Source organism: Aminobacter sp. Piv2-1, from assembly GCF_037625995.1.
Lineage (GTDB): Bacteria > Pseudomonadota > Alphaproteobacteria > Rhizobiales > Rhizobiaceae > Aminobacter.
Map to the genome: position 1 here is coordinate 24053 of NZ_JARKMU010000017.1, position 26874 is coordinate 50926.

Below are 26874 nucleotides of genomic sequence, written 5' to 3' on the forward strand. Positions count from 1 at the left end.
TAAACAACCTTAGATCTTTACGCCTGTTCTTGTCACTGACCAAACGCATTCAGCGCTCGAGGCATATCGCTACCGCCTGACCACCGCCGATGCAAAGCGAGGCAAGGCCCTTTTTAGCATTGCGCCGCAGCATCTCGTGGATCAAGGTCACCACGATGCGGCAGCCGGAACCCGCAAGCGGATGGCCAAGGGCGATGGCCCCGCCATTGACGTTGATCCGGTCGGTATCCCAGTCCATGTCACGGTTAACCGCGATCGCCTGCGCGGCAAATGCTTCGTTGATCTCCATGAGGTCAACTTCGTCGATTGCCCAGCCGGCCTTCTCCAGTGCGGCGCGCGAGGCATGCACTGGCGCAAGCCCCATATCCATCGGCGCAATGGCCCTGGACGCATAGGATGCAATTCGCGCCATCGGCTCGAGCCCTAGCGACCTCGCCCGGTCCGCTGACATGGCTAGAACTGCGGCGGCGCCATCATTCAGACCCGACGAATTTCCCGCCGTGATGCTGCCATCAGCGGAGAAGACGGGCCTTAGTTTGCCGAGCATTTCAACCGTTGTATCGGGGTTGGGATGCTCGTCGGTCCAGACCATCGCCTCGGACCGGCGCGAAACGACCGCTACTGGCGTGATTTCCGTGCCGAACTTGCCGGCCCGCTGCGCAACGACCGCCTTCCGCTGCGAATTTGCGGCGAAGACGTCCTGCTCGTCGCGGGAAATGCCATAGCGGCGAACGATATTCTCCGCGGTGAAACCCATATGAACATTATGAAACGCATCCCAGAGACCATCGACGACCATGGAATCCACAACGGTCTCCGCCCCCATCTTGAAGCCCCCGCGTGCCCCGTAGAGCAGATGCGGCGCACGCGACATGCTGTCCTGACCGCCGGCAACGACGATCCCGGCATCGCCGAGACGGATCGCCTGCGCCGCGAGATGGATCGATTTCTGGCCTGCGCCGCAGACCTTATTGACTGTCATGGCAGGCACTTCGACCGGAAGCCCCGCACCGATTGCCGACTGCCGAGCCGGGTTCTGCCCCGCGCCGCCGGTCAGAACTTGGCCCATGATCACTTCGTCGACCAACGCCGGATCGATCCCCGCGTCCTCGAGCACGGCCCTGATCACCGCACCACCCATCTGCGCCGCTGACAACGACGACATCGCACCATTAAGCTTGCCGATCGGCGTGCGCCGCGCCGCGACGATCACTGCATCCTTCATGGAATGCTCCTTACGCGCGGTCCGACCGTACGGCCCGACGGGTCAGGTCCGCGAACATGCCGGCAATCGCCTCGACGCGGATCGAACCTTCGGTCTTCACCCATAGGAACGAGTAGAAAAACATGCCGAGAAGTGCCTTGATCTCAAGACGCGTCATCGGCCTGAACTCGCCGCTCGCCGCACCATCCCTGAAGATCCGATCCCAGATTTCCAGATATTCGGAATGCAACCGCAATACGCCCTTCTGCCGCGCCTCGCTCAGGGCATGAACTTCGCGGAAGCAGACCGTCATCTCAGCCCGGCTGGCGAACATGATCGACATGAAGTTGCTGGACAGCGCACTGAGGCGCGCCGCAGCAGGTAGGTCGCTCTCGGCAATGCCACGTGCCGCGGCAATCAAGTCCATCATGTAGATGGTCATGATGTCGAAGAGCAGGTCCTCCTTGGACTTGATGTGGTAATAGAGAGCCCCCTTGCCGAAGCCGGTCGCCTCGCCCACCTCGCTGATACCGACGCCGTCATAGCCACGCTCAGCGAAGAGCTTCGCCGCGACCGTCATGATCATACGCTTCGTCTCGGAGGCTTCGGCCGCCCGTTCCGATCTCGCTTCAACTCCCGCTTGCTGCATCTTGATTCACCTCAACCTGTTCCGGGCAACCTAACCCATACCACCGAAGAACAGGCATGATTTCCGATTGACATCCCAGATTATTTTTGCATTGTACCGATCGGTCGGTACTTTTCAAGCGTTATGTGCCGCCGACGGGAGAGCCTTCATGCAGGACGACATTCTCTGGACGCCGGATGACGACGCGTTCGCCCATTCCAACCTCGCGCGTTTTGCCATCGAGAACGGTTTCGATCCGCATGATTACGATGCCCTGCATCGCTGGTCGGTCGCCGAAAAGGGTGCCTTCTGGCGCGCAGTCTGGGATTTCACTGGCGTGGAGGGCGATCCGGGTGCAGTGTCGCTGACAGAGGACGAAGGCCATCCGATGACCGGCGCGCGCTTCTTCCCCGCAGCCCGCATCAACCTCGCAGAAAACCTTCTCAAGGGCGAGGACAACCAGCTCGCGATTATCGAGGCTGACGAGACTGGCCACTACCAGACCTTCACGATGCAGGACTTGCGGGACCGCGTGACGCGTGTCTCGCGCGGCCTCAGAGAATTGGGAGTGACCGAAAACGATTGCGTTGCCGGAATCCTTCCCAACCGCCTCGACGGTCTCGTTGCCTTGCTCGCCACCGCCGCGCTTGGTGCAACATGGTCGTCCTGCTCGCCCGACTTTGGCACGGTCGCCATTCTCGACCGCATCGGCCAGATCAAGCCTAAGGTCCTCTTTGCCGCCGGCGTCTACCGCTATGGCGGCAAAGACCACGACATTACTGCGCGGCTCGCCGAAATCTGCGCGGCCATACCAAGTCTTACCGATTACATCTCCTGCGGCGAAGCCACTGACATCGCGCCGCCTGACGGCATCCGATCCCACCACATTGCATCCTTCGGCAGCACTGGCGCTCTAGAATTCACTCGCGTGCCGTTCCGCCACCCCTGCTATGTGCTCTATACGTCGGGAACGACAGGCGCGCCTAAAGCCATCGTGCACGGTGTCGGCGGCGTATTGCTGCAGCATATGAAGGAACATGTCCTGCATGGCGACGTGCGCCCCGGCGATGTTCTTAGCTGGTACACGAACACCGCCTGGATGATGTATCACTGGCTGATCTCGTCCCTGGGAGCCGGTGCCACGATCGTGCTCTATGACGGTGCACCGATTCTCAAGACGTCCGACGGCCTCGACCTCTCACCGATGTGGGCGGTGGCCGAGCGCGCCAGTATCACCCATTTTGGCACCAGCCCGAAGTATCTCGCGACGCTGGCCGACAACCATTTCTTCCCCGGCGACCGCTACGACCTCTCTGCTCTCAAGTCGCTGCTCTCAGCCGGCGCACCGGTTTCACCGCACCAGTTCGACTGGGTCTATGACCATATCAAGAAGGATATGGTCTTCGCCTCAATATCCGGTGGCACCGAGATCATCGGCTGTTTCATGCTGGGCTCGCCTATCCATCCGGTGCGCCGTGCGCAGTTGACCGTTCGCGGCCTCGGGCTGGCGGTTAACGTGATGGACGATCGTAACGCGCCTGTCATCGGCAAGCAGGCCGATCTCGTCTGCACCGAGCCATTCCCGTCCATGCCCGTGACCTTCTGGGGACCGGGTGGAGACGGCCGCTATCACGACACCTATTTCGCCGCGCGCCGCGAAATCTGGACCCATGGCGACATTGCAGAGATGACGATCCACGGCTCCGCGATCATCTATGGAAGGTCGGACACCACGCTGAAGCCTGGCGGCGTGCGGATTGGCACTGCCGAGATATATTCTGTCTGCGAAGCATTTGAAGAGATTGACGATTGCGTCGTTTTCGGCGCGCCTGTCGATGGCGACGAGGAGGTAGTGCTTTGCCTCAAGTTGCGTGAGGATCAGGCCCTGACATCGGACCTCGCTAGCCGCATCCGCGCTGCGATCCGTTCGGCGGCGTCGCCGCGCCATGTGCCGCATCGAATCCATGCGGTGACCGCAATCCCCTATACGCTCAATGGCAAGCGGGTGGAGGGTGCTGCCCGCACCGTTGTCGCAGGTGGCGTGGTCAAGAATATGGGATCGCTCGCCAACCCCGAAAGTCTCGAAGAGTTTCGCGCGCTCGAAAGGAGTGCCGCAGCATGACATCGGTCCGATCGAAAGGCGCAATCGTCGGCATCGGCGAACTAAAACCGCAGCGCCGTACCGAGGGAGTTACCACGCTCGAGCTCCTGGCCAAGGTCTCGGCCCTGGCCGTTGAAGACGCCGGCATCGAACCTCATGAAATCGACGGCCTGCTTGTCGGCCCCCAGGTCGGGGAAACACCGCAGCATGTGCCGGCGACGATCGCGGAGTATCTCGGCCTTAGACCCAATATGGGTAATGTTGTCGATCTCGGCGGCGCGTCCGGTGCCGGCATGGTCTGGCGCGCGGCCGCGGCCATCGAAGCAGGGATGTGCGAGACCGTGCTGTGCGTGCTCGGCAATGCCCGCGACGACAATCCGCCGCGCTCGCCAAACCGCAATCCGATACGGGAATTCGACGTACCCTATGGGGCCTCGGGCGCGAATATTTCCTATGCGCTGTTCATGCAGGCCCATATGGCGCGCTATGGTAGCAGACCCGAGGATTTCGCCACCATCGCCCATTGGGCGCGCCACAACGCACAGTTCAATCCGGATGCGATCTTCTACGGCAAGCCAGCCAGCATCAATGATGTGCTGGCGTCGCCGATCATCGCATCGCCGCTGCACCTCTATGAGATCGTCATGCCGGTTGCCGGCGGCGAGGCCGTCATCGTCACCTCGGTCCAGCGCGCCCGTGCGCGCAGTCAGAACATGGTCCACCTGCTCGGCGCTGGCGAAAAGATCACCCATCGCGCAGCATCGCAGGCGCCGGACCTCACCACGGGGCCGCTGAAGCAGGCTATGGCCCGCGCATTCGCACAATCGGGCACGTCGGCTAGCGATATGAACCTTCTCTCGCTCTACGACTGCTACACAATCATGGTGGCGTTGACGATCGAGGATGCCGGCCTCTGCGGGCCTGGCGAATTCGGCCACTGGCTGAAAGGCCGCAATCTTTCGCATGAGGGTGACACCCCGCTCAATACCCATGGCGGCCAGATCGGCTTCGGCCAGCCGGATCTCGCCGGAGGCATGACACAGGTGGTTGAGGCGGTCCGTCAGCTGCGCGGAACTGCCGCCGGCCGGCAGATCGCCAATCCCGACCTGGCGCTGATCACCGGCAATGGCGCGACGGTTAGCGAAGGCACCGCGCTTGTCTTGGGAGCAGACTGATGGATTTTGACCTTATCAGGGCCCCCGGCCCCACCATTACAGCGCTGACCGCCCCTTTCTGGAACGCCGCCGACCAGGGCCGGCTCATCATCCAGCATTGCGAGGATTGTGGTCGCGCGGTTTTCTATCCACGCCCGATCTGCCCGCATTGCTGGAGTTCACGGCTCGCGTGGAAGGACGCCAAGGGAACCGGCATGCTCAGAAGCTGGTCGACCGTCCACCGCCCCGGCCATCCCGCTTGGCAGTCCATCGCACCCTACACGGTCGGTGTCGTGGCACTTGCAGAGGGTCCGACCATGCTTAGCCTGATCCTGAAGCCTGAGGCGCGCGACTATGCTCTCGATGCCCCCGTCAAAGTCAGGCCGACCCGCGTCGCGGGCCGCACCTTGCCCGCTTTCGAACTGACCTGAACTGACATGAGGAGACTGCCATGAGTGACGCAAAACCGGATGGATGGGCTTTGACCATCAAGGGCAAACCCGCCGTCGGCTCCTTCGCGGAGCGCTCGCGCCGTACAAAAATGGAGGACATCATCGCCTTCACCGAAATGACCGGCGACCGCAACCCGCTGCATTACGATCGCGAGCTCGCCGAAGCCTCGGTGATGGGCAAGCTGATCGTCCAGGGCGGTGTGACTTCGGGTATCCTCAATGCGCTGGTCGCCGAGGACATTCCGGGCCCCGGGACGGTCTTCCTCGGCATCGAATGGAAATTTGTCAAGGCGGTCGGCGTTGGAGAGGTAATCACCGGCCGCGTGGAAGTCACCGAAGTGCGCGACGACAAGCCGATCTGCAAGCTCAATACCAGCGTCCGTAACGAAGCGGGCGAGGTCTGCCTCGCGGGCACCGCGACAGTCTATACCGTTCCGCTCAAGAAGGCCTGACCATGCCGCATGCCGCGATGACCGACCGAGCCCCGCTTGCCGTCGATGTGGTTGGACGCTGGCAGGCTTTGTCGATCATCGCGGTGGCAGTCGTGCTGTCGCTGACGACCTGGTTTTCAGCGACCGCCGTAACGCCTGAACTTACCGTCGCTTGGCATCTTTCCAGCACCTCCGTTGCCTGGCTCACCAATGCAGTGCAGCTCGGCTTCGTCGCTGGCGCATTGCTGGCAAGCTTGGTCAACCTGCCCGACATCGTCCGGCTCAACCGACTGATGGCCGCCTCGGCGGCGTTCGCCGGCCTCGCCAATGCCGGCCTGCTTTTGGAACCCGGCGCGGGAGGCGCAATCGTCTTCCGGCTTTTGACCGGCGTGGCGCTCGCGGCGGTCTATCCGCCGGCGATGAAATTGGTTGCCACCTGGTTCATTCGCAATCGCGGGCTGGCGCTTGGCACGGTCATCGGCGCGCTGTCGCTCGGCTCGGCGCTGCCGCATCTCTTCCGGGCCATCGGCCAGACGTTTCCCTGGCAGGCCGTAGTGGGCGCGACCAGCCTAATGGCTTTCGCTGCCGCATTGGTCTTCCTCGCGATGGTGCGTGAAGGGCCCTACCCATTCAGCAAGGCGGTATTCAATCCACGCCAGATCGGCGCCGTTTTCCGCGACCGCAACCTGCTGCTCGCCAATATTGGCTATTTTGGCCACATGTGGGAGCTCTATGCCATGTGGGCCTGGCTCCTCACCTTCCTGCGCGCGAGCTTCAGCGTCTCTGGCGGCAGCATCAATCCCTCGGTCCTGACCTTCTTGGTCGTGGCGGCGGGCATACCCGGCTGCATCCTCGCCGGCCAGTTCGCCGACCGCGTCGGCCGTACGCTGACGACGACCGTCCTCATGCTCATCTCCGGTAGCTGCGCGCTTCTCGCCTGCCTTTTCTTCGACGGGCCGACATGGCTGCTCGTCACCATCGTCCTGATCTGGGGGCTCACCATCGTCGCCGATTCTGCTCAGTTTTCCGCCGCCATCACAGAGCTCGCCAATCCGTCCTTCGTCGGTACGGCGCTCTCGGTCCAGATGGGCTTGGGCTTCGGCCTGACCGTCATCGCCATCTGGTTGATGCCGATTCTGGCTGACGTGTTGGGCTCTTGGCGCTGGGTATTCCTATCTCTGGTTCCTGGCCCGCTGATCGGCGCCTGGGCAATGATGGCCCTGCGGCGACGGCCTGAAGCCTTCAGGCTCTCCAACGGGAACCGGTGAGGTGACTTTCCGCTAGCACCCAGTCCTGAGCGCCTGACTGTTGGTCGCTCGAACCTGCTATTGGATTCCTGCAATCGCCTGTTTCGCCTACGGTCCGTTGCTTCCGGCAATGAAGAGCCTGGCCTCGTCCTGTTTCCAATCTGGGCGAGTACTCGCTCGGCAACTTGGCAGCGATCGAAACCGCCAGCGCCACCGTGCGCTAACTGCCCACGACTTCAAGCGATCGAGAACACCTTTCTCCAGCCCTTTGCCCACTGAAAACCGAGCGAACCGTCAAAACATTCTGGACCGCCATCTGCGACCTCATGCCAGCCCTACACCACAGAATGCGCCCACTGTTTCGCAGCCGCTGGATGCCCGACCCTGCTCGCGCTGAGCTGGCGTGAAGGGGATTGTGCGGCGCACTCGTCAAACTGGTGTCTTCTAAGACGGTTCGTTCGACGCACAATGCGGCCCTCAGGAAGCAAAACTGAGGTGGGAGAACCCGGAAACCAGTAATACAAAACAGCTGGTCATTTCGCGCTCGTAATCTTGGCCTAACGCACGAATTTTTGGACCTATTCGCTTCCTGAGATTGCTATCAAAGCCCATTCCGCGCGAAGACTTTGCCCGCGTTTCGCCGCTGCTTTACGCGCCCGAAATGGGCGTATAGTGAGGGCTCAGTCTCTCCTAAAAGCGCAAGATCACCACACCAGCTGACGAGCATTGCTGCATAGATGTCGGCGGCGCTGAATGTCTTCCCGATCCACTCGCTTTTGCCTAACAACTTTCCAAGAATAGAGAGGTCGCGCCAAATGTCTTTCTCTGCCGCCGCCTTAACACCCGCAGCTCCATTGGGATTGACCGAATAACGATTAGGGTAGAAAAACCGCAGATAGGCTGGATATGTGCTAGCGGCGAGAAAAAAGATCGCACGCAGATAATGCGAGCGGCGAGAGTCTGACGGGCGCGGCGCGAGACCAGCTTCTGGCATCAGGTCAGCCAAGTAGATCATCATTGCACCAGACTCGGTCATCACAGACCCATCGGGCAGTTCCAGGACAGGCACCTGTGACCGAGGGGAAATGGCTTTGAAATCTGAGGAAAACTCCCCGTGTGCGTCTTGGCCGACGATTTTCAAACGAAATGGCAGACCCAATTCGGAAAGCAGTGCTTCCACCGCCACCGAACCGCTCCCGTCGTATCCATACAATGTGAACATCCTTAGATGTCTCCCTCCCGCCCATGCCGAAGCGCTGTTGTTGAGCTGACGACGCCGTGGGATTGGGCGTCGATGATGTTTTTGAGATCCGGCGAATGCGCGGTTCTTAGCTTTTCAGGTTCTGTCCGACAGTTTGAGCGATGACCCGCATCGCTGGATGTTTGTCCGGACAGACATCGCGCGATGCGGGGGACGAGGGGGCAAGCAGAGAGATTTACGGCAGCCGACAGACATTCAGGATTCTGCACTTTGTCCGGGCAGGAATCACCGCCGCTTCCTAGCTCCGCTCAGGCAGCCAGTGTCGCCGGATCATTCGATCCAAGGCTTCCAGACCGCCTCGTTCTTGGCAAGCCAGCTGGCGGCGGCTTCTGTGGCAGTCATCTTGTCGACATCCACCAGTTTCGCCATTTCGGCGATCTGCGCGTTGGTGAAGGAGACTTTCTGGAAACTCGCATAGGCTTTCGGCCATTCGCCCTCCATGCCACTCCAACCCGCCTTCTTGAGATAGCCTGACGACGGGGCGCCGCAATCATAGGCTTTGGCCGGATTTATCCCGATCGACGGGTCGTCATTGCAGCCGGGCTGATAGGGTGGAAATTCGACGAATTTGCCTGAGTGGATCGCCTCGACAAAGTTAGGTGTCCAGTTCTGCAAGACGATCGGCTTTCCAGCCTTCTCGGCATCGGTGATCGCGTTCCACAATGCCTCGGCTGAAGCTGCGTGCACCATCTTGAAATTCAGATCGAGCGCATCAATGCGCTCCTCGTGGTGCTGCGGCCAGTCTTTCGGCCCAGCGAGGAACATGCCTTCGCCCTTCGTGTCCGTGGTCGCGAAGAGCTTCGCGCATTCGTTGAGAGCCTTCCAGTCCGGCAAGCCAGGACACGCGGCTTCGACAAAGTCGGGATACCACCACTCTTCGCGTGTCGTGGCGGTGTGAGAGCCAGCGTCGACCAGCCCGCCCTCGCTCTTTGCTTTGTCGAAAAGCTTGCCAAAAACGCCCTCCCAAACCTCCACTTCAAGCGTCACCTCGCCCTTGCGGATCATGTCATAGGTGGCGTTTGCATCGGTCTCGACGTACTCGACCTTGTTGCCGAGCTTTTCAAAGATGTTGCCAACCACGTGACTCATGACGATCTGGCTCGACCAGTTGTGGGTCGGGATTTTGATTGGGTTCGAACTGTCAGCCGCGATCCCCGTTGTCGGGAAAGCGATGGCCGAAGCAAGAGCAGCAAGAATTGTATGCCGTATCACTATTAAGTCCTCCCTTGGAAATCGGCGAACAGCGATGGCTGATGCCGACGGCGGTCAGCTTAGGCAGGCGGAGGGGATGCCCACAATGTTGAAGTTCTATCTGATAAGTATAGGTTTTCTGCATGCGACCCGTGCGTGGGTCGCTCCTCAAAACGCGGATCTGCAGCCGCAATCGGTTGAAAAATACAGCTCAGAAAACTGCCGATCGCGCCAGGTTCATTCCGACAGACAGGATCAAGACCAGCAGTCCGCCGAAAATCACGTGAATGACGCGTCCTTCGCCGCCGCGAAATGAAACACCTCCGTCCACGGCCGCAGCATGCCGAACAGGACGAGGCCGCTGTCTAATCGATACGCGACTTGGTCCACCCACAAAGCCAACCACCCACCGGGCAGCCCAGGTCGGTTTGCGCCATCACCATCGGCAGTTCGCGTGTAAGCGCGTCTTTCCGTAGGTCGTCCGAAGCTGAGAAGCCGTCGCGCATCGGCCTTGATCGGCGCGATGCCACGCAATCGTGTGCTGACCGAAACCGACGCTCCATTCGCTTCTGCGTTGGATGAAAATTGCCCCACCAAGGCGTTGTCCGCGTCGGTGACCGCATTGGCTCGGCTGTGAGGGCTCGACGAACGCACCGCGCAGAGGCACCTCAACGACAACCTTCGCAGGATGGTGGCCGAGGCGGATCGGTTTCGAGCACGGGCTAGGGCGTGGTCGAAATTGGTCGGTCGGCCGTCAACAGACCACCTACTAGCGCAGCTGTCGGGTGTCCGCGGTGCCACGGCCCTAACGGCGCGTCTGCTTTTCAGACGAAAGGGAAATTGCCTCAATGACCGAGTTGGGGTGCTTACCGACCCGGCAGCTTTCACATTGGTCAGGGCAAAGCTGACCTGCACACCGCATCAGATGAGTTGGTCGCATCAAATGCAATTCACAACACCACGGCTGATCGTAATTGCGGAGATTGATCTTACACTCTTTCGATGCATACGCGCAATGGACAGAATTATTATTGATTGAAAATAGCCTTCACTATTTGTTCTATATTCCAAAAATTAATCGACCCCATCACCAATTCTTTGTCAGCTTCGACGCCTTTAAAAAATACTTCCGGCCCTACTAGACCTGCCCTTGGCGAATCACTCAAGCTGACCATGCTTCCCCATGGGAGGCCGTGCCGCCGTCGTTCGATGGCCAAGCAAAGCGAACATTCCAGCTTGATCTGATGCCGCGACATCCTGTTGGCGGTGCGAGGAGGTTATTGCCATGAGCAAACTACGCGCAAATCATCCCGAACTCGAACTGATGCCGATCGACCGTTTGCGTGTGCCCAAGCGCGCGTTGCGGAAGGTCAGCGAGCGGCACATTGAGAGGGTGGTTGCGTCCATCGGCGAGTTCGGCTTTGTCGGCGCCATTGTCGTCGAGGCCGACCTGACCGTGCTGACAGGCCAGGTGCGGCTTGAAGCGGCGCGACGCCTTGGCTTTTCCGAGCTGCCCGTCATCAGGGTCGATCACCTGACCCCAGCGCAGGTGAAGGCATACCGCATCGCCGACAACAAGCTGGCCGAAGGCGTTGCCTGGGATACCGATGCACTCAGGCTGGAATTCGAGGAAATCCTGATCCTCGACAGTGATTATGAGCTGGAACTCACCGGCTTTTCCACCGGCGAACTCGACCTGGTGCTTGACCCTTCTGATCGTACCGATCCGGCTGACGAGAGCGAGATCGTGCCTGCTGCGTTCGCGATCACACGCATAGGCGACATCTGGCAGATTGGTCCCCATCGCCTGATCTGCGGGGACACCAAGGACCCTCAGACCTGGCAGCGTTTGATGCAGGGCCGCCAGGCGAGACTGGTGGTGACCGATCCACCCTACAATGTCGCCATCGACAGCATCATGGGACTTGGCGCGACCCGATACCGGGAATTTGCCGAGGCCTCTGGCGAGATGAGCGCCGACCAGTTCGAGCAGTTTCTGGCAACAAGCTTATCGGCCATGTCGGAGCATCTCGTTGCCGGCGGTCTGATCTATTCCTTCATGGACTGGAAGCACATCGAGACTCTGCTTTCGGCCGGCCGCAGTCAGGGTTATGACCTCTTTAACGTGGCCGTCTGGAATAAGATGAAGGGCGGAATGGGCTCGTTCTACCGCTCCGCCCATGAGCTTTGTGCCATCTTCAAGAAGCCAGGCGCTGCCCACATCAACAACATCGAACTGGGACGCCACGGTCGCAATCGAACCAATGTCTGGGATGTACCCGGGTTTAGCAGTTTTGGTCGCAACCGCGACAAGAGTCTGGCCGATCACCCGACCGTCAAGCCGGTCGAGCTGATCGTCGACATCATCAAGGACGCCAGCCGACGCGACTACATTGTCGTCGATGGATTTTGTGGGTCTGGGACAACGCTCATCGCAGCTCAAAAGTCCGGGCGGGTTGCCTATTGCGCGGAGCTGGACCCGCTTTATGTCGACGTCGCCTTGCGGCGCTTCGAAGAGCGCTTCGGCATCAAGGCCATCCATGCCCAAACGGGCCTCGACCTTGCAGCGCTGCGCGATCAGCGTGAGGCGGGAGAGGCCTCCTGCGAAGAAATGCCACTGTCCGACCCGATACCGCAGGCGGGCCGTTCGCCCGTCGTTTCGCTAACAGCGCCTGCATCTCCAATGGGCGCCTTGCCCGATGCGCCACGTCGTCGCCGGCGTCCACCGAGTTGGGTCATTGCACAATCGGCAAAAGTAGTAGGTAGCGAGGGAGGCCGCGCATGACCAGGATCGTCCGGAAAGTGCGCGGTGAGGCTGTTCCCAATCCCCCTCACCCTAGCAGACCGAGGCGCGTGCCACCGTGGTTGCGGAAAGGGCCAGCGACTGCAGCTCCGTCGGAGCCTCCTTCGGAACCGTCAACGCCAATCCATCCACGGCGCGGAGTATCCGTGGTCGGCGATGATCGCGGCGCTCAAATTCAGCCTATTCGGCACCGGCAGGCGACCCGGCCGAACGGTGATCAAGCAGAGGGAGCTAAGTCGTCCGACTACGAAGTTGGCTATGGCAAGCCACCTCGGAAGTCACAGTTCAAGCCGGGGCAAAGCGGCAATCCCAAAGGCCGGCCAAAGGGAAGCTTGTCGTTCAGCGCGCTTTTGCGCCAGGAACTCAAGCAACTCGTCGAGATCAGAGAAGGCAGTGGAACGCGCAGGATCAGCAAGAAGGAGGCTGCGGTCAAATCGCTGGCAATGAAGGCTCTCAAGGGCGATCTGAGTGCGCTGAAGACCATCACCATGCTGGTTGGTGATGAAGTTGAAGCCAACCAGCCAGCCAATGAACAGCCCCTGTCAGCCGCAGACGAAGCACAACTGCGTCGCCTCCTGGGCGATGAAGCGTTCGACCGACAGATCGGCGCAAGGAGCCATGGGAGGTGACCGATGGCACTCGCCAAGTCTTGCGTTCCTGATGTGCCACGCCCACGCGCCTTGTTGAGAGAACTTCGGCGACGGTCGCTGAGTGCGTTCGTCGAGGCATCCTTCATGGAACTCGGAGGTGAAGGCTTCGCGCCCAACTGGCATATCGATGCCATCACCTGGCATCTGGAAGAGGTCGAGCGAGGTGCAATCAAGCGCCTGATCATCACCTTGCCACCCCGCCATCTCAAATCCTTCACGGCAACGGTCGCTTACCCCGCCTGGGTGCTTGGCAGAGACCCTCGCCGCAAGGTGATTGCCGTCAGCTATTCTCAGGATCTGGCCAAGAACCTGTCAGGCGAGTTCCGACGCATTGTCGAACTGCCAATGTATCGGCAACTGTTCCCTGATGCCCGATTGAGCAGCAGGAAAAACACCGAGACCGAGCAGGCAATGACTTCCGGTGGCTTTCGATATGCCACCTCCGTCGGCGGCACCCTGACCGGGCGTGGCGGCGATATCATCATCGTCGATGACCCCATCAAGGCCGATGCGTCGATGTCGGATGCAGAGCGAACGTCAGTGAATGACTGGTTCCGCAATTCGCTGTTGTCGCGCCTCGACAACAAGAAGGAGGGCGCCATCGTCATTGTCATGCAGCGGCTGCATGAGGATGACCTGGTTGGGCATTTGACGGAGCGCGATGACCATGGCTGGACTGTCCTGAAAATCCCGGCGATCGCAACAGAAAACATCCACTACCGGATCGGCAATGGCGCCGAGCGGCGCGTCTATCATCGCAAGGCCGACGAACCGATCCAGGCCATTCGCGAAGACTTGCATCAGCTCAAATGCCTCAAGCGCGATGTCGGAGAACTGCGTTTTGCCGCACAATACCAGCAAGAGCCGATGCCACTTGCCGGCAACCTGATCCGCCGTGAATGGATCAAGAGTTATGCTGCGCCACCAGAAGAGTTCGATGCGATCATTCAGAGCTGGGACACGGCATCTAACGGGGAAGAGCACAACGATTTCTCAGTCTGCAGCACGTGGGGCGTGTTGGGCCAAAAGTACTATCTGCTCGACCTGTGCCGGAAGAAGCTCGACTATCCCGATCTGCGCACAGAAGCGATCCGCCTCGCCCGCAAGCATCGACCAGGCATCATCCTGATCGAACGGGCCGGCGTCGGCTTCTCGCTCATCAAAGACCTACGTCTGCAACATGGCGAAGCGCACTACCCTAAATCGACACCGCGCGGTGACAAGCCCAGCCGGGTCGCGGGCGTATCGTCAATGATCGAACAAGGCCGCATGCTGATTCCAGCGGATGCCTGGTGGCGTGATACCTTTCTCAAGGAGCTTCTGGCCTTCCCCAGCTCAAGACATGACGACCAGGTCGACAGCGTCGAGCAGTTTCTACGCTACATGCAATCACTCGGCCAACGCGTTCCGAAGTTCGACCAAAGTGGCCGCCTGGTGCGTGAACGCCGCAGCGTGACCAATCGCAGGTAGTCGCACCGTATTTGCCGCCAGCCGAGCCGCCTCCTCTAGGCAGGCGTCCTGGCCGGTCGCACTTCGCTTGATGACGACTTGCGTGCCAGCGCCTCAAGCGTTGCCACGGCCACCTCGAGCTCCGCCTGTCCCAGTTTGGTCAGAAGCTCACGCGCCACCACAACGAGGTCCTGGCCGTTAGCTGGTCCGGCAGTGCCGAGATCATCAAACAGCTCGGTCGTCGAGACTTTTAGAGCTGCAGCGAGGCGCTCGATAGTCGGAACCGACGGCCAGTTCTTTCCCCGCTCAATCATGGAGACCGCGTCCAGACTGCGGTCGAGCTCTGCCGCAAGGTCATTCTGGGTCAGCCCACGCAGCTCGCGCAGCGTCTTTATCCGTCGTCCAAGTGCCTGTTTGAGCTCCATGAGCCGTATCATGAAGCCGGGAACAATAGCGAAGAACTGACCTATCATACGGAAATGACTTGTAATTCGTATCTACAGTACGCCAATGTTCGGCCGACAACTGTTCTTGGTCCGATTAGCGGACGTCGACGACATTGGAGACCGAATCATGGGGGTAGAAAACGAGCTGGCGGCCTTCCTGGCTATTGGATGGCTGTTCGCATTCATGCTGGTTATCGCCAGCCTGTTCAGGCCGGTGCCACCGTTCCGCACGCGGCTCCAGGCCCTTTTGCTTGGGCTGCCGACGCTGATATTTGGACCCTTCCTGATCGGGATTGCGCTCGGATGGGCGCCAGAGCCGCGAGACACTGCCCGGTCCCAGCCATCTGCGTCGCAGGCGGCACCTGTCGCAGCAGCGCCCGACACTTCAACAGCAGCACAAACCGCCGATGCAGGATCCTCATCGCAGGCCGCAGGCACTGCTGAACCGCAGGTCGCGCCCACGCTCAAAGTGGTCGCACTTACCCATATCAATCGGGCCACCGGCAAACGCGTCACCTACCTCGAGCCGCGGACCAAAGTCCTGGTCAAACAGGATGTTCCAGAAGGGGCCTGGACGGTGGCCAGCAGCTCGCTACAGGTCGTGTGCTTCGCCGACGGCAACAATGCCGTCTTGTTCACCATGGATGGCCGCTTCATCGCCGCCAATGGCAAGGCCAGGCAGTTTGTCCGTTATGGCGACGGGGATGGCATCATTTTGGACAATGATACGGTCGTACCGGTCGAAGAACTCGAGCGTGGCAAGCATGTCGAACTGGTTAGTGCGGTGATCGATGCCGGGCTTGAGTTGTGTGGGCAGAAGTCAATCGAAGAGATCGGTGACGCCCTGCGCAAAGCAACAAACGACCCCGCTCCGACTTCGCCTGCCCTGGACAACGAAGCCCTGCTCAACGCGGCGCTAGCGATCAAGGGTGGAGAGCACTGCCAATTCGATTTCGATGCACCAAAGCTGGTCGACTACCTTGAGGAAAATGGTGTCGATCAGGCCCGCTTCACCGCGGAGATTGAACCCTACCTGGCAATTGCGGTCGGCATCATCGCCGGGAGCGGCAAGGACTACTGCAGGGAAAAGCTGCTGCCGAAGTTTGGGCCGGCGGGGTTCGGTATTGTCTCCGTGCGATAGGCGGTCGCGGGTTTGAACGCGCCACCACCGCGCAAGGCTGCAGTTGGTGGAAGCGCGTTACCCTCCAAAGATCCCGCTGAACGGCCCCTTCGCTGCTCAGCCCCGGAATTGAGACCGGCACTGCAAGTCACTCCCATGACGACGATCTGCAGTTGGTGGTCCGTAAGCAGGCACTCAACATGAAACAATCATCCCTGCGACTGGTCACTGGGTCAGCACGTTCCCGGCGCCGCCTAACTCCTGCCTGGCTGACGATCATGGTGGGACTGTTGCTTCTAGGAGCGGCGGCTGCCGGATATTCTGGCTTTGGCCACGGGTCGACATCCAGACCGAAGGCACCCGTCCAACCGCTCGTCGGCCGCGCCTCCGTCATCGATGGCGACACCATCGAGATCCACGGTCAACGTATTCGTCTCAATGGCATCGATGCGCCTGAAACGGCCCAGACATGCACTGATGAAATAGGAGCAACCTACCGCTGTGGCGCAAGTTCTGCGGCGGCCCTAGCCGACTATCTCCAACAGTCGTCTCCATCCCGCTGTTCGTTCGTCGCGCTGGATCGCTACGGTCGGATTGTCGGCAACTGCCGGCGCGCCGATGGCAAGGATATTGCCGCATGGCTGGTTCGCCACGGCCATGCGCTTGATTGGCCGCGCTACAGCAAAGGGATCTACGCGCCCCATCAACTTACCGCCCAAGTCGAACGCGTCGGTATCTGGTCCGGTTCTTTCCAGCCGCCCTGGGAATGGCGGAAACAACGCCGATAAGCCGCGTGTGCCTCGACTACCGAGTTACATAGGGCCGATAGCCCCCTTTCGGCCGGGTGCTCGTGACCGTAGGCTGCCTGGTGGTCATGATGTTCGTGTGAGCGGGGCCAATGCGGGATGAGTTCTCAATCCGGCATAAGTTAGCAAATGACCGAGATGGGGCCGTGTCCGGACCCTCCGGTTTTGGGAAACGCTCAGCGGTGGGCTACGATTGCTCGCCGAAGAACCGTCTCTTCTGAAGCCGACGTACTCCGTTGCGTCAAGCGCGACGTTGCGTCTGAGGTGGTGCCGTACAAGCTGAACGGCGATGACTTTTGCCCGTTGATCTTGCAGGAGGCGTAAACCCTTGGCAGTTGGCCAGAACGGGGATTAGTTAGCCCCGCCGTTGGGGGAAACATGATCAAGTTCAGGCTAACTGAGACAACTCTCGACTTTGAATATCGAGCTGACCGACCTGGAAATCACTGGGTCTGGAATGACCTCGAAGAGAAGCGTTCGGTCACGATTTCGTCTGTGTTCTTCTTTGACATCGAAGACCTCAGGAACCCGCCGACTGCCTCTGAACCCATGGGCGATGAGGACTGGTATGTCTTCAGGTTTGGCACGCGCGAGGGCGATTATATCCGAATCCATAGTCAGTATCTGGGCATCGACAATGATGTCCTGATGCCGTCGAGCACGGACTTCCGGCGACCGCTCTTCGCGGCCGAGAGGAATATCTCGATCTTCCGCCGGCTGTCAGCGCTCCTGGAAAACGACGACCCCATCGTCATTGGGGGGCCGGCCAAAGGCGCCATCCCGATGGCAGTCTACGAGAATCTGCTTGAGCAGTTCCCCAACACCTACGAAGTGACCCGCTATGCCGCAGCGCGGGTGCACACCGTCCTATCAGCCCATCTCGACGGCATGAAGGACGCACGTGGTCGCTATGAGGACTACCTCGACAAGAGGGAGAAAGGCCGATCAACTAAGATCGATCTCGGTTTCCTCAAGAAACTGGAAATCGAGAAGTACATCCTCATTCGGGACCATATCAAAGAGGCCCTCCGTTCGAAGGCCGACATGTCAGAGGGCCAATGGCAGTCCGTGATGATGTCGTTCCTGCTCCTCCTGTTCCCGAAGTACATTAAGGTACTCGAAAACGTTACGATCAGTGACTATTACAGCGATCGAACGAAGACGACCTCCCGATTCATCGACATCGCCTTGGTCGACTCCAATGGCAATCTGGATGTCATCGAGGTCAAGAAACCGTTTGACGACAAAATTCTGCGCAGGTCCGAATATCGCGGTAACAGCATTCCTACGTCCGAGCTCAGCGGCAGCATCATGCAGGCCGAGAAATACCTGTTCCACCTGTCGAAGTGGGGTGTGAAGGGGGAGAGGGCACTTACTGCGAGATATGCAGATCAGTTGCCGAAAGGGATGTCGATCCGCATCTCGAGCCCCAAGGCGATTATCATCGTCGGCCGAGACCAGATCGGCGGCGCCGACATGACGGACAGCCAGCTGCTCGACTTCGAGATCATCAAGCGCAAGTACGCGAACATGATCGACATCATCACCTACGACGACCTGCTCAGGCGCCTCAACAACACTATCATCGCCCTCGGGGGCGATGTGGGCGAGGACAAGGAAGACCTGGAGGACGACGACTTCGGGCTAGACCTCGAAGACGATGGTGATGATCCGGACGTCGATCTGCTTAGCGATGGCGACATCAATCTCGATTGAGCCTACGGCCACATCCTGTCCTGCCGCTGCCGAACCATGCGGAATTCCTCGAAAGAACCACGGGCCATGTAGACTTCGACGGTTGTGTCGTGGACGGCATCGATCACTTCTTGACGTTTCCCCTTGTAGCGCGAGCCTACGATGACCTCCCGAAGGCGGAGGTTGGTCGAGAACGGCAGAAAGTAGTGGACCGCGCCGTTGATCTCGACGCCATCCTTCAGTGCGAGATACGCTCGATACTCCCGCTCATAGCTCCACCCATCGGCCTTCGTCCGGGTCAGCCGCTTGATGTCCTCGGGGGTGATATCGTCCAGCGCCGATAACCCCATGTCAGCCAGGCTCGGTCGCTTGCCTGTGTAGTCGACCTTGTAGAAGGCCCGCTCAGGCACGTCGAAGCCAAGCACCATACCCTTGTGGCTCTCGGCGTAATGCGCCCACATGAGCGGGCTGTCCCAGGCTTCGCTCATGCAGAGCACGCCGCTCTTGACGTGGAGGTGACGGCGCACCTCCCGCAGCGCGATCCGGTCCGTCTTCTCCGCCAGCGCGAGCCCGAGGAACTCGAAATCGTCGTTGAGTTCCTCGATGCGCCCGATCCGGAGGCGCTTCTCCTGCAGAGACCTGAACCCGTACTCAGCACTCAAGAATCGATATAGCCGCATTAACGCCCCCCATCGGATCCTGTGTAGCGGATCCGGGTTCGTGCCGCTCCGCTCTTTCTCGCGATCAAGCGCTCGATCCTCGGAGACGCAGACGGCGATCGGCGTGACGAATTCCGCGAGGCCTCGCCGCTGAACCTTCCCGGCGTAGCCGCCCAGAATCTGCCAGTTCGCTTCCCGCCCCACTTGGAACCTAGGGGAATCCTATGTCCTCGAACTTGCAAAGGATTCGTTTGGGCAAGATCGGGGCCGTATCCAGACAGTCTGGTTTCCAGCATCGAGGCTCAGTTAGCTGCCGTTGAGCGCGGGGTGACTTCAGCGATCGCTTCCGACGTCATTGCAGTTGATATTGAAACGCGACGTGCGTGCCAAAAGCTGGCGTTGGTTCGCTCAGACTGGCAGCGGCACAGCGCCTCTCTTCGGCCGTTCGCAATTCACGAAAGCCCTATCGCGCATCGTCCGAGCTCAACTGATCGGGAGACTGGAATAGGTCGGCTTGCACATTGATGCTATGTCGAACTGAAGAAGGCGGATGATGGGGCGTAGCTATGGCGGTGTGGGACGACTACAAGATCACGATTCCAAAAGCTGGCAATCGGGGAGACGACGTCTCTGAGCTGGAGGATGTTAAACATGTGGTTCACCCCGCCGCTGCGCGACGCATTCTCGAAGATAAGAAGATTCGCGCGGGGATCGTTTACGATGAGAGCCAAATGAACCAGACCCGGCACACGGTTGTCTGGTTGTCAGCAAATACCTGGAGCTACGGATCGATCTACGGCACCGTGCAATTCACGTTTCCGTGGAAGGAACTAATCAAAGGGAAGCGCTTCTACTGGGTTGAGGCGATGCCATACCAGAACGCTGCCTACCGGATATTGATATCAGACAAAGATGTGAGCCACCTTAAGTTTCTAACCCCATATGATCCTTCGACTGATAAAGGACCAATCCGGGAACGGAACGACACTTGGTATTGGAATCATAAGTACACGTCCGAGTTCATGGTGGATTCCGATCTCAAGCTCTCTGACTGCATCAGCTTCAAAGGCATCGCACATAAAAGAGATGGGTGCAGAATATATGGTGGCAATTGCCCAGAACGTGAGGTTCTTCATTTCATAACGAGTGGCCGGATGCTCGCATTTTTGATGAGCAGCGGGAACCATGCTGTCGATCCCGCCCTGCGGGTCGCGCCTCCCAGATCATCAAAGACTTTCTCTTATGATTTCGAGAACGCAGTCAGCGGCATCTGGTTTGCGCTTGTGCAAAATAAAGACACACGTTTTGAGGGAGGCATCAAAAGGCCAGAAGAGAGTAAATCGATTGTAAGAGGTGCGTTGGCGCTCTTCGGGGCCGATCAACCGGGTGAAGCACGTGAGCTCGTTTCGCTATTGAAAGATGAGGCAACGTTCCAGGTGGCCCTAGAAGCCATCGTTAACGACCATTTCGGTGCTTGCGGCTGGAAACTTCCGTCCTGAGCTGGCGGCGCGCAATACAAACCGGTCTGCCACCGATTTGCTGACAGTCTTTGAGAGACCTCAGCCCGTGCTGCGAGATGCCCGGCCTGAACCTCGACATGGTCCTCGATAGAGCTCATCGAGTGAAGCGACCGTGCGGGTGAACTGCGCCCGGAACCAATCGTCCGACAGCTCCTTCTCCGCGAATCAGTATTCGCGGATCCCGGCAGTGGCCGGCCCGGCGAGCATGAGCTCGATCTGGCTTTCACCGACGAACTCGCACGTAGCCAAAGACCCCAATACTTCACTATGCTCGAGTATTTCGTTCTCGCCACGTCAACCAGAGGGCCTTTTGGGATGATTGATGATCTCTCGGTCGCAAAGACGGCCGTCTTTTTTTCTATCCGACGCGATCTGTCAGACAAGTCCATTGAGGACCTATTTCGATCAATACGTGCCGCGCACGGCGCGACCGGGAACAACATCTTCCGCCACACACGAGAGCATGCAGGGGACACCCGGTGGTCGGCAATATGCTTTACGTATGAGAGAGCGCCCGCATTCTTAGACGACTCGACCGACATCGTAGAGACGTTGTGTGGCTACGTGATGCTCGTCGAATATCAAAGCTACGTTGCCGTGTTCTCGTCACGTCTGAGCATACCGGCGCACTTCAAGACGAAATACCTTGCACCGGTATCAATAAATCGGGTCGAGCGCGCAATCGCCAAGCAGAACGCCGTTTTTCAGAAGATGCGCACGCGCAACATGTCCATCTCGCGACACGCCATGCGCTACAAGATGGTCGAGGCTGCCGATCTTTCAAACGTCGTCGGTCCGGCCGGTAGCCGCAGGCAGGCACCACAAACATACAGCGTCGACGTAGACGGCACACACATGACCGCAACTCCCGGCACGGGGCGCATTGCCCTCCGGTCCGATCGGGCAGGGTACGAGGAGATCATTGGGTTCGCCAAGGAGATGATCGACGCCCTACGCGCCGACGCGGGAGAAGTCTCTGCTTTTCTGCAGACCTTTGCGCGACCTATGACTCTTGCTGATGCGCTCTCCGTCGCCCAACCAACAGCGCTCGGCATCGACACATCGCGCTTGACCGACGCTGCAACGGGCGATGCACCAGCAATCCGGATTGTTCGCGCTGGGGATAACCCCACCCAACTAACCACCGCCGAACTTCGCACTCTCATCGAACAACTCGACCGGCCGCTTGATATCAAGGGAGACGATAAGCTGCGGCACGCGACACTGCCTGACACCGAAGAGCAGGTAGCTTCGCTCAGCCTCAATAAGACTCGCATCGCGCTTCGTTCGCTCGATCTACCGGTAGCAGCCACCGTTGAAGTCGAGTCAACGGCGTTTCCCTTGGGTGCAGATCCCGACCGCCAGCCACTCTACCGTTACCTCGATGAGAACGGCGCCATCATTGTGTTGTTCGACGACGTGCGCCTCGCGTACATCGACGGGATAGTTTTCCGTGACGAGACACTTCGGGACGGTGGGGCGGCGTTTTTGCGCTACCTGCACGTAGAGCCAAGTCTAGACGGCGTTGAGAGCGAGAAGGGGGAATTTACCGCAGCCAAGACGGCGTTTGACGCCGACTCTACGTTTGGGGTTGTCGTCAACCAACTGGCGGCCACCGATACAATCCTAGTCTGTGATGATCTCGATGACGAATGGGCCGACTTCATCGGCCTACGGACAGATGGCACGCTCACCCAAATCACATTCTATCACGCCAAAGCTGGCGACCTTTCCCTCGGCGCGGGACAGTTCCACATCGCAGTAAGCCAAGCGCTCAAAAATCTGGGGAACATGACCTTTCCAGCTGAGCGGATGAACGCGAAGGTTCAACGTTGGTCGAACCTCTATAACAATGAGGGACACGCCACGCAGATATCTCGCACCATCAGGTCTAACACGCCCCATCTCGGCGAGGCGATTGCGCAGGCAAGATCCGCTCCAGAAGCCATTCGGCGTGCGGTCATCGTCACTTCATCCTTGAGCAAACAGGCTGTGACGAATGTGCTCAACAATGCGCAGAACGGAGTAAGGCTGAGGCCGTCCTTCGTTCAAATGTACTGGTTGTTGCAGTCCTTTTTCTCTGACTGCGCCGAGGCCGGGGTGTCCGGCTCGATCGTCTGCCGACCCTAAGGGAAGTTCGCATTGGGGCCGATATCAGCCTGTCCGCTTTCGATCACGATTAGCGACAAGCGGCCATTCGGCATACGAACCCTTAGCCGATCCCAGCGACAATCCAGAGCGACTGAGCCAGCTGAAAGGAGATGCTCTTCGGCGAACTGTTCCTCCTGCCGTTGCTCCAGGACTAAGGCAGCATGCAGGCCTTCCCGGCTTCCGGATCGTTCCACCCCGCGGTGATCGCAGTAACGCGGTCCTTTCGATCGGGATGCGTGCGTGATGGGCGTTTATCGAGGATTTGTACGGTCGACAGCGCGGCCTCGAGAGACTTCCCCAGAAGCTTCGCCGCGGCGCCTGCGAAAGCATCTGCCTGGAGTTCCTTGCGCGGATCCACTGGCCTGCCCAGATGTCGACAGTGATGGTGCCCGAGTTCATGTGCGATGATCATTTCGGCACCGTCGCTGCCGACCAAAGGTGACAGCTCGCGGTCATAAACGATGACCTTGTTTCCGTCGACGACGGTTGCGAGGGCATTGCCTCCGATGGACGCGTTCATCGGGTAGATCAGGCAATCACCACCATCGATTGTGAAACCGACGGCATCGCAAATGTCAAACAGCATGAACGAGTAGTCTTCGAAGGCCGGGTACGCGGACACGATCTGCCCACCTGCCGGGAAGTGCACCGTCGGCACCTCTGAGAAGTCGATGTCGAAACCTTCCTGTGCCGAGGCAGACAAAAGCGCAAGCGACAGAATGATCGACAGCACTCCCAGGCCGATAGAGATGACCGCTAGCCACGTGGGAACATGCACGGCAGTATAACGCATAGCGTTTCGCCTTTCCATTATGCCATGTCGGCGCTTCGCGGGGGATAATTTTGACTGCGCGAGCCTGATAGGCTTGCCTGTATAATGCGTGTGGGGACAGGATGGCCAAAAATATTCTGATTTTCGCTGACGGTACCGGCCAAATCGGCGGTCTTCGTCCCGATCAACGGCTCTCGAACGTTTACAAAATGTATCGCGCCATGCGGCCAGGCCCATCCTCGCCGATCTCCTATTGCGATCAAATCGCCTACTACGATCCAGGGCTCGGCGCCGGTGAAATCGAGGGGGTGACGCCTTCAAAGATTAAGAGCGGTCTCGAATCGGCCGTGGGGGCGGGCATCGAAGACAACATGATCGACTGCTACGTTAAGATCATTTCTTACTACGAGCCAGGCGATCGCATTGTCTTAATTGGCTTTTCGCGTGGCGCTTACACGGTGCGCGCGCTCGCCAACATGATGAACCTATGCGGAGTGCCAACCCAACTTTCCGATGGATCGCCCATTCCGCGATATGGCCCGAAACTTTTCGCGATTGCGACCGAGGCGGTAAAGTCGGTTTATAGTCACGGCACGGGAAAGCCGCGCAGCGAACAGCCTTACTTTGCGCAGCGTGAAGAAAAGGGGCGGAGGTTCCGACTCGCCTATGGGTGTACAGCCCGCGACGGGTCCGAAAATCTACGCGGCAATGTGGAGCCCGATTTCGTTGGCGTCTTCGATACAGTCGCGGCACTTCAAAATGCGGTGGTGACGTGGCTAGTCCGCGGGGCATTTGCCGGCACCGCGCTTCTGCTCGCCGCCAGCTTCTTCTTTCAGTGGCACTGGGAATGGAGTTTGGCTTTTGGAATGCTCACCGGTGCCGCACTCATCGGATATGTTCGAACGGTGAAACGGCAAATACGCTATTTCGAGGAAGATCCCGACGCGCCGCTCAACCTCTGGAATCCGAAAAATTGGCGAAAGGCCCTTCGCAACACGCACCGAGCATATTGGCGCAGCGAAAACTACGACCGGTGGCTCTCACCTAAGGTTGGCTTTGCCCGCCATGCACTCTCGATCGACGAAAACCGAGCCGACTTTCCACGTGTAGAGTGGGGGATGCGCGCCGCCGTGCAGGAAAATGGGGACAAGAAGCCCCGTTGGCTCGACCAGATTTGGTTCGCCGGCTGTCACAGCGATGTTGGCGGCAGCTACCCAGAAGACGAGTCCCGCCTGAGCGATATCGCGCTCGAGTGGATGGTTGGGGAGCTCAAGGCCTGCATTCCCTCGATCATCGTTAGAGAGGAGCTTCTCGTCACCACGCCAGACGCGCTGGGCCTGCAGCATGACGAGGTTTGGATGACTAATCGATGGTATTTCAGGAGAAGATGGAAGCGTCGTCCTCGACTTGTTGAATCAGAGTTTCGCCTGCATCCGAGCGTCCTAGAACGGCTCGAAGCGCCCGCCGTGCCTGACCCAGAATTCTCCCGACCCTATCGTCCCCCGCAATTAGCTGACCATCCCCAAGCAAGAGAATTCTTCGTTTAGCGATTTCTGCTCTCTGCGACGGAAAGGGAGGCCGCTAGCGGACTAGCAGCTTTGGGAGAGATGCTAGCTGCAAGCAGACGTACCGGTAGTCTACGCTGCAGGGCAATGCTTCGACCGACGGGATAAGGCAATCGGACTCGTGATAAGGGAGCCAAAGTTGATAGCAGGGCTGCCCCGTTAATCGCGACGCCCGCGAGACATGTCGGGTCATCGGAAGCAAGCGGTCGTTGATGCTATCCTGCGCATCGGACTACCTCCGACCATCAACAGCGCTGAGGGGGGCATGTGGGCAGGCAACGATGAGTCGACCATCCAAAAAGCACCATTTCGTTCCTCAGGCCCAGCTTCGGCACTTTGCGGCCGATCCGGAACGGCGCTCGATTTACGTTTTCGCCAAGCGGGCCGACCGGTCTTTTCTGGCGTCGATTGTCAACGCCGGCTCCGAGAACGACTTCAATACGGTGAGCTTGGGCGACACCAAGTGGAACTTCGAGGACCTATTCCAGGAGGTCGATGCGCGTTCCGCCCGCCTCGTCGCCGAAATCGTCTCGCGGCGCTCGCTGGCCTGGATGACGGCGGATGATCGTATTGCACTGGCCGATTTCTTCGCGACGCAAATGCTGCGGACGCATTTCAGCCGAACGACACCAAAGTATCTGGCCGGGCAATTGCGGGAGATAACGCGCCAGGTCGGCTACCATCCAGATGCCGATCCGCACCTGGCCATGCCCTCTGACGTGGCAGTGAGACTTGGGGCGGTCAAGGCCTTCCTTGAGAGGCAAGATCACACGGTCGCCCTGCTTGGGCTTCATCCCGCCCTCTATGCGAGCGACGGCGAGCACCGCTTCATCATCTCGGACCATCCCGTCACTCGTTTCAACGCCTTCCCCTACGGTGATGTGGGGCTCACTTCGCCGGGAGTCATGGTGATGCTGCCGGTTTCACCTGACCTGACGGTTGCGCTGCATTGCCCGACGATTGCCCAGCGTTCCGAACTTGCGGCGAGCGCAGGCATCGAGCCTGAACGCAAGGCAAGAATGATCCGCTGTCGGGACGGCCTGCGGTCCGGTGAGCCGATCGCCATCGATGGCGACATGGTGCGCTACCTTAACGGTCTCCAGATCTCGCAAAGCGCCGGCTATCTTTATGCCGACACCGATGCGTTCGACTTCGCACGCGAGATTCTGCGGGAGGACGAGGACCTGCGGAGCGTGGAGACGCATGCCGAGCTCGGAAAAATGGGGCACGCACCGCCGCCGCGACCGGGCATGCCCGCGGGGACGCACCTCGTCGTCTTTGGTCCCTTCAATCACTGCACGCTGGCGATCGAAGAGATCGACGAGAGCGGCGAAGGCTTGACAGCACGAACCAGGCAGATCGATCTGCTCGCCCAGGTCGCCGCCGACAAGGGGATGTTGCGGGTCGAGCTGTATGTCGACCGGCAGGTGAGGCGTGGAATGGGCCAAGTGATGGTGGAGCGATTTGGCGACCCGGCGTCCGGCTGGTTTCGGGTCGTCCATCGCGACCCGAGCCTGAGATCACTCAGCGTTCAGCTCGATGCCGAGCGCCATTGAGATCGCCCGGAGC

The 26874-nt window shown here is 59.3% G+C and carries 23 protein-coding genes; 16 read left to right on the forward strand and 7 right to left on the reverse strand.

The window, feature by feature from the left end; translation table 11 throughout:
• Positions 1-49 precede the first annotated feature (49 nt).
• Both AmiPiv_RS23715 and AmiPiv_RS23720 read right to left on the reverse strand, forming a co-directional pair.
• The gene (locus AmiPiv_RS23715) at positions 50-1225 is read right to left on the reverse strand and encodes an acetyl-CoA C-acetyltransferase (RefSeq protein ID WP_340041519.1); all 1176 of its coding nucleotides are present in this window, start codon (positions 1223-1225) and stop codon (positions 50-52) included.
• Between the two features lie 10 nt (positions 1226-1235).
• Positions 1236-1790, reverse strand: coding sequence for a TetR/AcrR family transcriptional regulator (locus AmiPiv_RS23720; protein WP_340041520.1), 555 nt, complete (start codon positions 1788-1790; stop codon positions 1236-1238).
• Between the two features lie 211 nt (positions 1791-2001).
• Here AmiPiv_RS23720 and AmiPiv_RS23725 point away from each other — a divergent pair, with 211 nt between their 5' ends.
• From AmiPiv_RS23725 to AmiPiv_RS23745, 5 genes are read left to right on the forward strand one after another with little or no spacing between them, the layout of a single operon-like run.
• Complete coding sequence (locus tag AmiPiv_RS23725; RefSeq protein WP_340041522.1) at positions 2002-3954, forward strand: acetoacetate--CoA ligase; 1953 nt, start codon at positions 2002-2004, stop codon at positions 3952-3954.
• Positions 3951-5108 (forward strand): thiolase family protein, encoded by a 1158-nt coding sequence (locus AmiPiv_RS23730; protein WP_340041523.1) that lies wholly within the window; start codon positions 3951-3953, stop codon positions 5106-5108. The genes AmiPiv_RS23725 and AmiPiv_RS23730 overlap by 4 nt, the downstream gene beginning before the upstream one ends.
• On the forward strand, positions 5108-5518 hold the full coding sequence (locus AmiPiv_RS23735; protein ID WP_340041526.1) for a Zn-ribbon domain-containing OB-fold protein: 411 nt from the start codon (positions 5108-5110) through the stop codon (positions 5516-5518). Before AmiPiv_RS23730 ends, AmiPiv_RS23735 begins: the two co-directional genes overlap by 1 nt.
• A 20-nt stretch (positions 5519-5538) precedes the next feature.
• Positions 5539-5991: a MaoC family dehydratase gene (locus tag AmiPiv_RS23740; protein WP_340041528.1), complete on the forward strand. Its 453-nt coding sequence runs from the start codon at positions 5539-5541 to the stop codon at positions 5989-5991.
• Between the two features lie 2 nt (positions 5992-5993).
• Entirely contained in the window at positions 5994-7238 is a 1245-nt protein-coding gene (locus AmiPiv_RS23745; protein WP_340041529.1) for an MFS transporter, read from the forward strand.
• Between the two features lie 580 nt (positions 7239-7818).
• Here AmiPiv_RS23745 and AmiPiv_RS23750 read toward each other — a convergent pair.
• A complete protein-coding gene (locus AmiPiv_RS23750; protein ID WP_340041530.1) occupies positions 7819-8439 on the reverse strand; it encodes a glutathione S-transferase family protein in 621 nt (206 codons plus the stop codon).
• A 309-nt stretch (positions 8440-8748) separates the two neighbouring features.
• Positions 8749-9690: an ABC transporter substrate-binding protein gene (locus tag AmiPiv_RS23755; RefSeq protein WP_340041532.1), complete on the reverse strand. Its 942-nt coding sequence runs from the start codon at positions 9688-9690 to the stop codon at positions 8749-8751.
• Between the two features lie 34 nt (positions 9691-9724).
• On the opposite strand from AmiPiv_RS23755, the gene AmiPiv_RS23760 reads away from it, so the two are divergent.
• The 4 genes from AmiPiv_RS23760 to terL all read left to right on the forward strand — a co-directional run bounded on the left by AmiPiv_RS23760 (position 9725) and on the right by terL (position 14592).
• Positions 9725-9985, forward strand: coding sequence for a hypothetical protein (locus AmiPiv_RS23760; protein ID WP_340041534.1), 261 nt, complete (start codon positions 9725-9727; stop codon positions 9983-9985).
• A gap of 969 nt (positions 9986-10954) precedes the next feature.
• Entirely contained in the window at positions 10955-12454 is a 1500-nt protein-coding gene (locus AmiPiv_RS23765) for a site-specific DNA-methyltransferase (RefSeq protein ID WP_340041536.1), read from the forward strand.
• A 164-nt stretch (positions 12455-12618) separates the two neighbouring features.
• Positions 12619-13101: a DUF5681 domain-containing protein gene (locus AmiPiv_RS23770; protein ID WP_340041537.1), complete on the forward strand. Its 483-nt coding sequence runs from the start codon at positions 12619-12621 to the stop codon at positions 13099-13101.
• Positions 13102-13104: 3 nt separating this feature from the next.
• Positions 13105-14592: a phage terminase large subunit gene (gene terL / locus AmiPiv_RS23775; protein WP_340041538.1), complete on the forward strand. Its 1488-nt coding sequence runs from the start codon at positions 13105-13107 to the stop codon at positions 14590-14592.
• Between the two features lie 35 nt (positions 14593-14627).
• Here terL and AmiPiv_RS23780 read toward each other — a convergent pair whose 3' ends face one another.
• A complete protein-coding gene (locus AmiPiv_RS23780) occupies positions 14628-14996 on the reverse strand; it encodes a helix-turn-helix domain-containing protein (protein WP_340041540.1) in 369 nt (122 codons plus the stop codon).
• Positions 14997-15144: 148 nt separating this feature from the next.
• On the opposite strand from AmiPiv_RS23780, the gene AmiPiv_RS23785 reads away from it, so the two are divergent.
• The 3 genes from AmiPiv_RS23785 to AmiPiv_RS23795 all read left to right on the forward strand — a co-directional run bounded on the left by AmiPiv_RS23785 (position 15145) and on the right by AmiPiv_RS23795 (position 18659).
• Positions 15145-16158 carry a hypothetical protein gene (locus AmiPiv_RS23785; RefSeq protein WP_340041542.1) on the forward strand — a complete coding sequence of 338 codons (1014 nt, stop codon included), beginning with the start codon at positions 15145-15147 and terminating at the stop codon, positions 16156-16158.
• Between the two features lie 257 nt (positions 16159-16415).
• On the forward strand, positions 16416-16925 hold the full coding sequence (locus AmiPiv_RS23790) for a thermonuclease family protein (RefSeq protein WP_340041545.1): 510 nt from the start codon (positions 16416-16418) through the stop codon (positions 16923-16925).
• Between the two features lie 396 nt (positions 16926-17321).
• Positions 17322-18659, forward strand: a complete 1338-nt coding sequence (locus AmiPiv_RS23795) for a Shedu immune nuclease family protein (RefSeq protein WP_340041547.1) — start codon at positions 17322-17324, stop codon at positions 18657-18659.
• Positions 18660-18661: 2 nt separating this feature from the next.
• On the opposite strand, the gene AmiPiv_RS23800 is transcribed toward AmiPiv_RS23795, so the two are convergent.
• The gene (locus AmiPiv_RS23800) at positions 18662-19501 is read right to left on the reverse strand and encodes a DUF2971 domain-containing protein (RefSeq protein WP_340041549.1); all 840 of its coding nucleotides are present in this window, start codon (positions 19499-19501) and stop codon (positions 18662-18664) included.
• Between the two features lie 362 nt (positions 19502-19863).
• Between AmiPiv_RS23800 and AmiPiv_RS23805 the strand changes: the two genes are divergently transcribed.
• Both AmiPiv_RS23805 and AmiPiv_RS23810 read left to right on the forward strand, forming a co-directional pair.
• The gene (locus AmiPiv_RS23805; protein ID WP_340041551.1) at positions 19864-20796 is read left to right on the forward strand and encodes a hypothetical protein; all 933 of its coding nucleotides are present in this window, start codon (positions 19864-19866) and stop codon (positions 20794-20796) included.
• A 336-nt stretch (positions 20797-21132) separates the two neighbouring features.
• Positions 21133-22947: a hypothetical protein gene (locus AmiPiv_RS23810; RefSeq protein ID WP_340041553.1), complete on the forward strand. Its 1815-nt coding sequence runs from the start codon at positions 21133-21135 to the stop codon at positions 22945-22947.
• A 172-nt stretch (positions 22948-23119) separates the two neighbouring features.
• Here AmiPiv_RS23810 and AmiPiv_RS23815 read toward each other — a convergent pair whose 3' ends face one another.
• The gene (locus tag AmiPiv_RS23815; RefSeq protein ID WP_340041555.1) at positions 23120-23761 is read right to left on the reverse strand and encodes a hypothetical protein; all 642 of its coding nucleotides are present in this window, start codon (positions 23759-23761) and stop codon (positions 23120-23122) included.
• A 101-nt stretch (positions 23762-23862) separates the two neighbouring features.
• Here AmiPiv_RS23815 and AmiPiv_RS23820 point away from each other — a divergent pair, with 101 nt between their 5' ends.
• Positions 23863-25287, forward strand: a complete 1425-nt coding sequence (locus AmiPiv_RS23820; RefSeq protein ID WP_340041558.1) for a DUF2235 domain-containing protein — start codon at positions 23863-23865, stop codon at positions 25285-25287.
• A gap of 299 nt (positions 25288-25586) precedes the next feature.
• Complete coding sequence (locus AmiPiv_RS23825; protein WP_340041559.1) at positions 25587-26861, forward strand: DUF4238 domain-containing protein; 1275 nt, start codon at positions 25587-25589, stop codon at positions 26859-26861.
• The last annotated feature ends 13 nt before the right edge of the window (positions 26862-26874 follow it).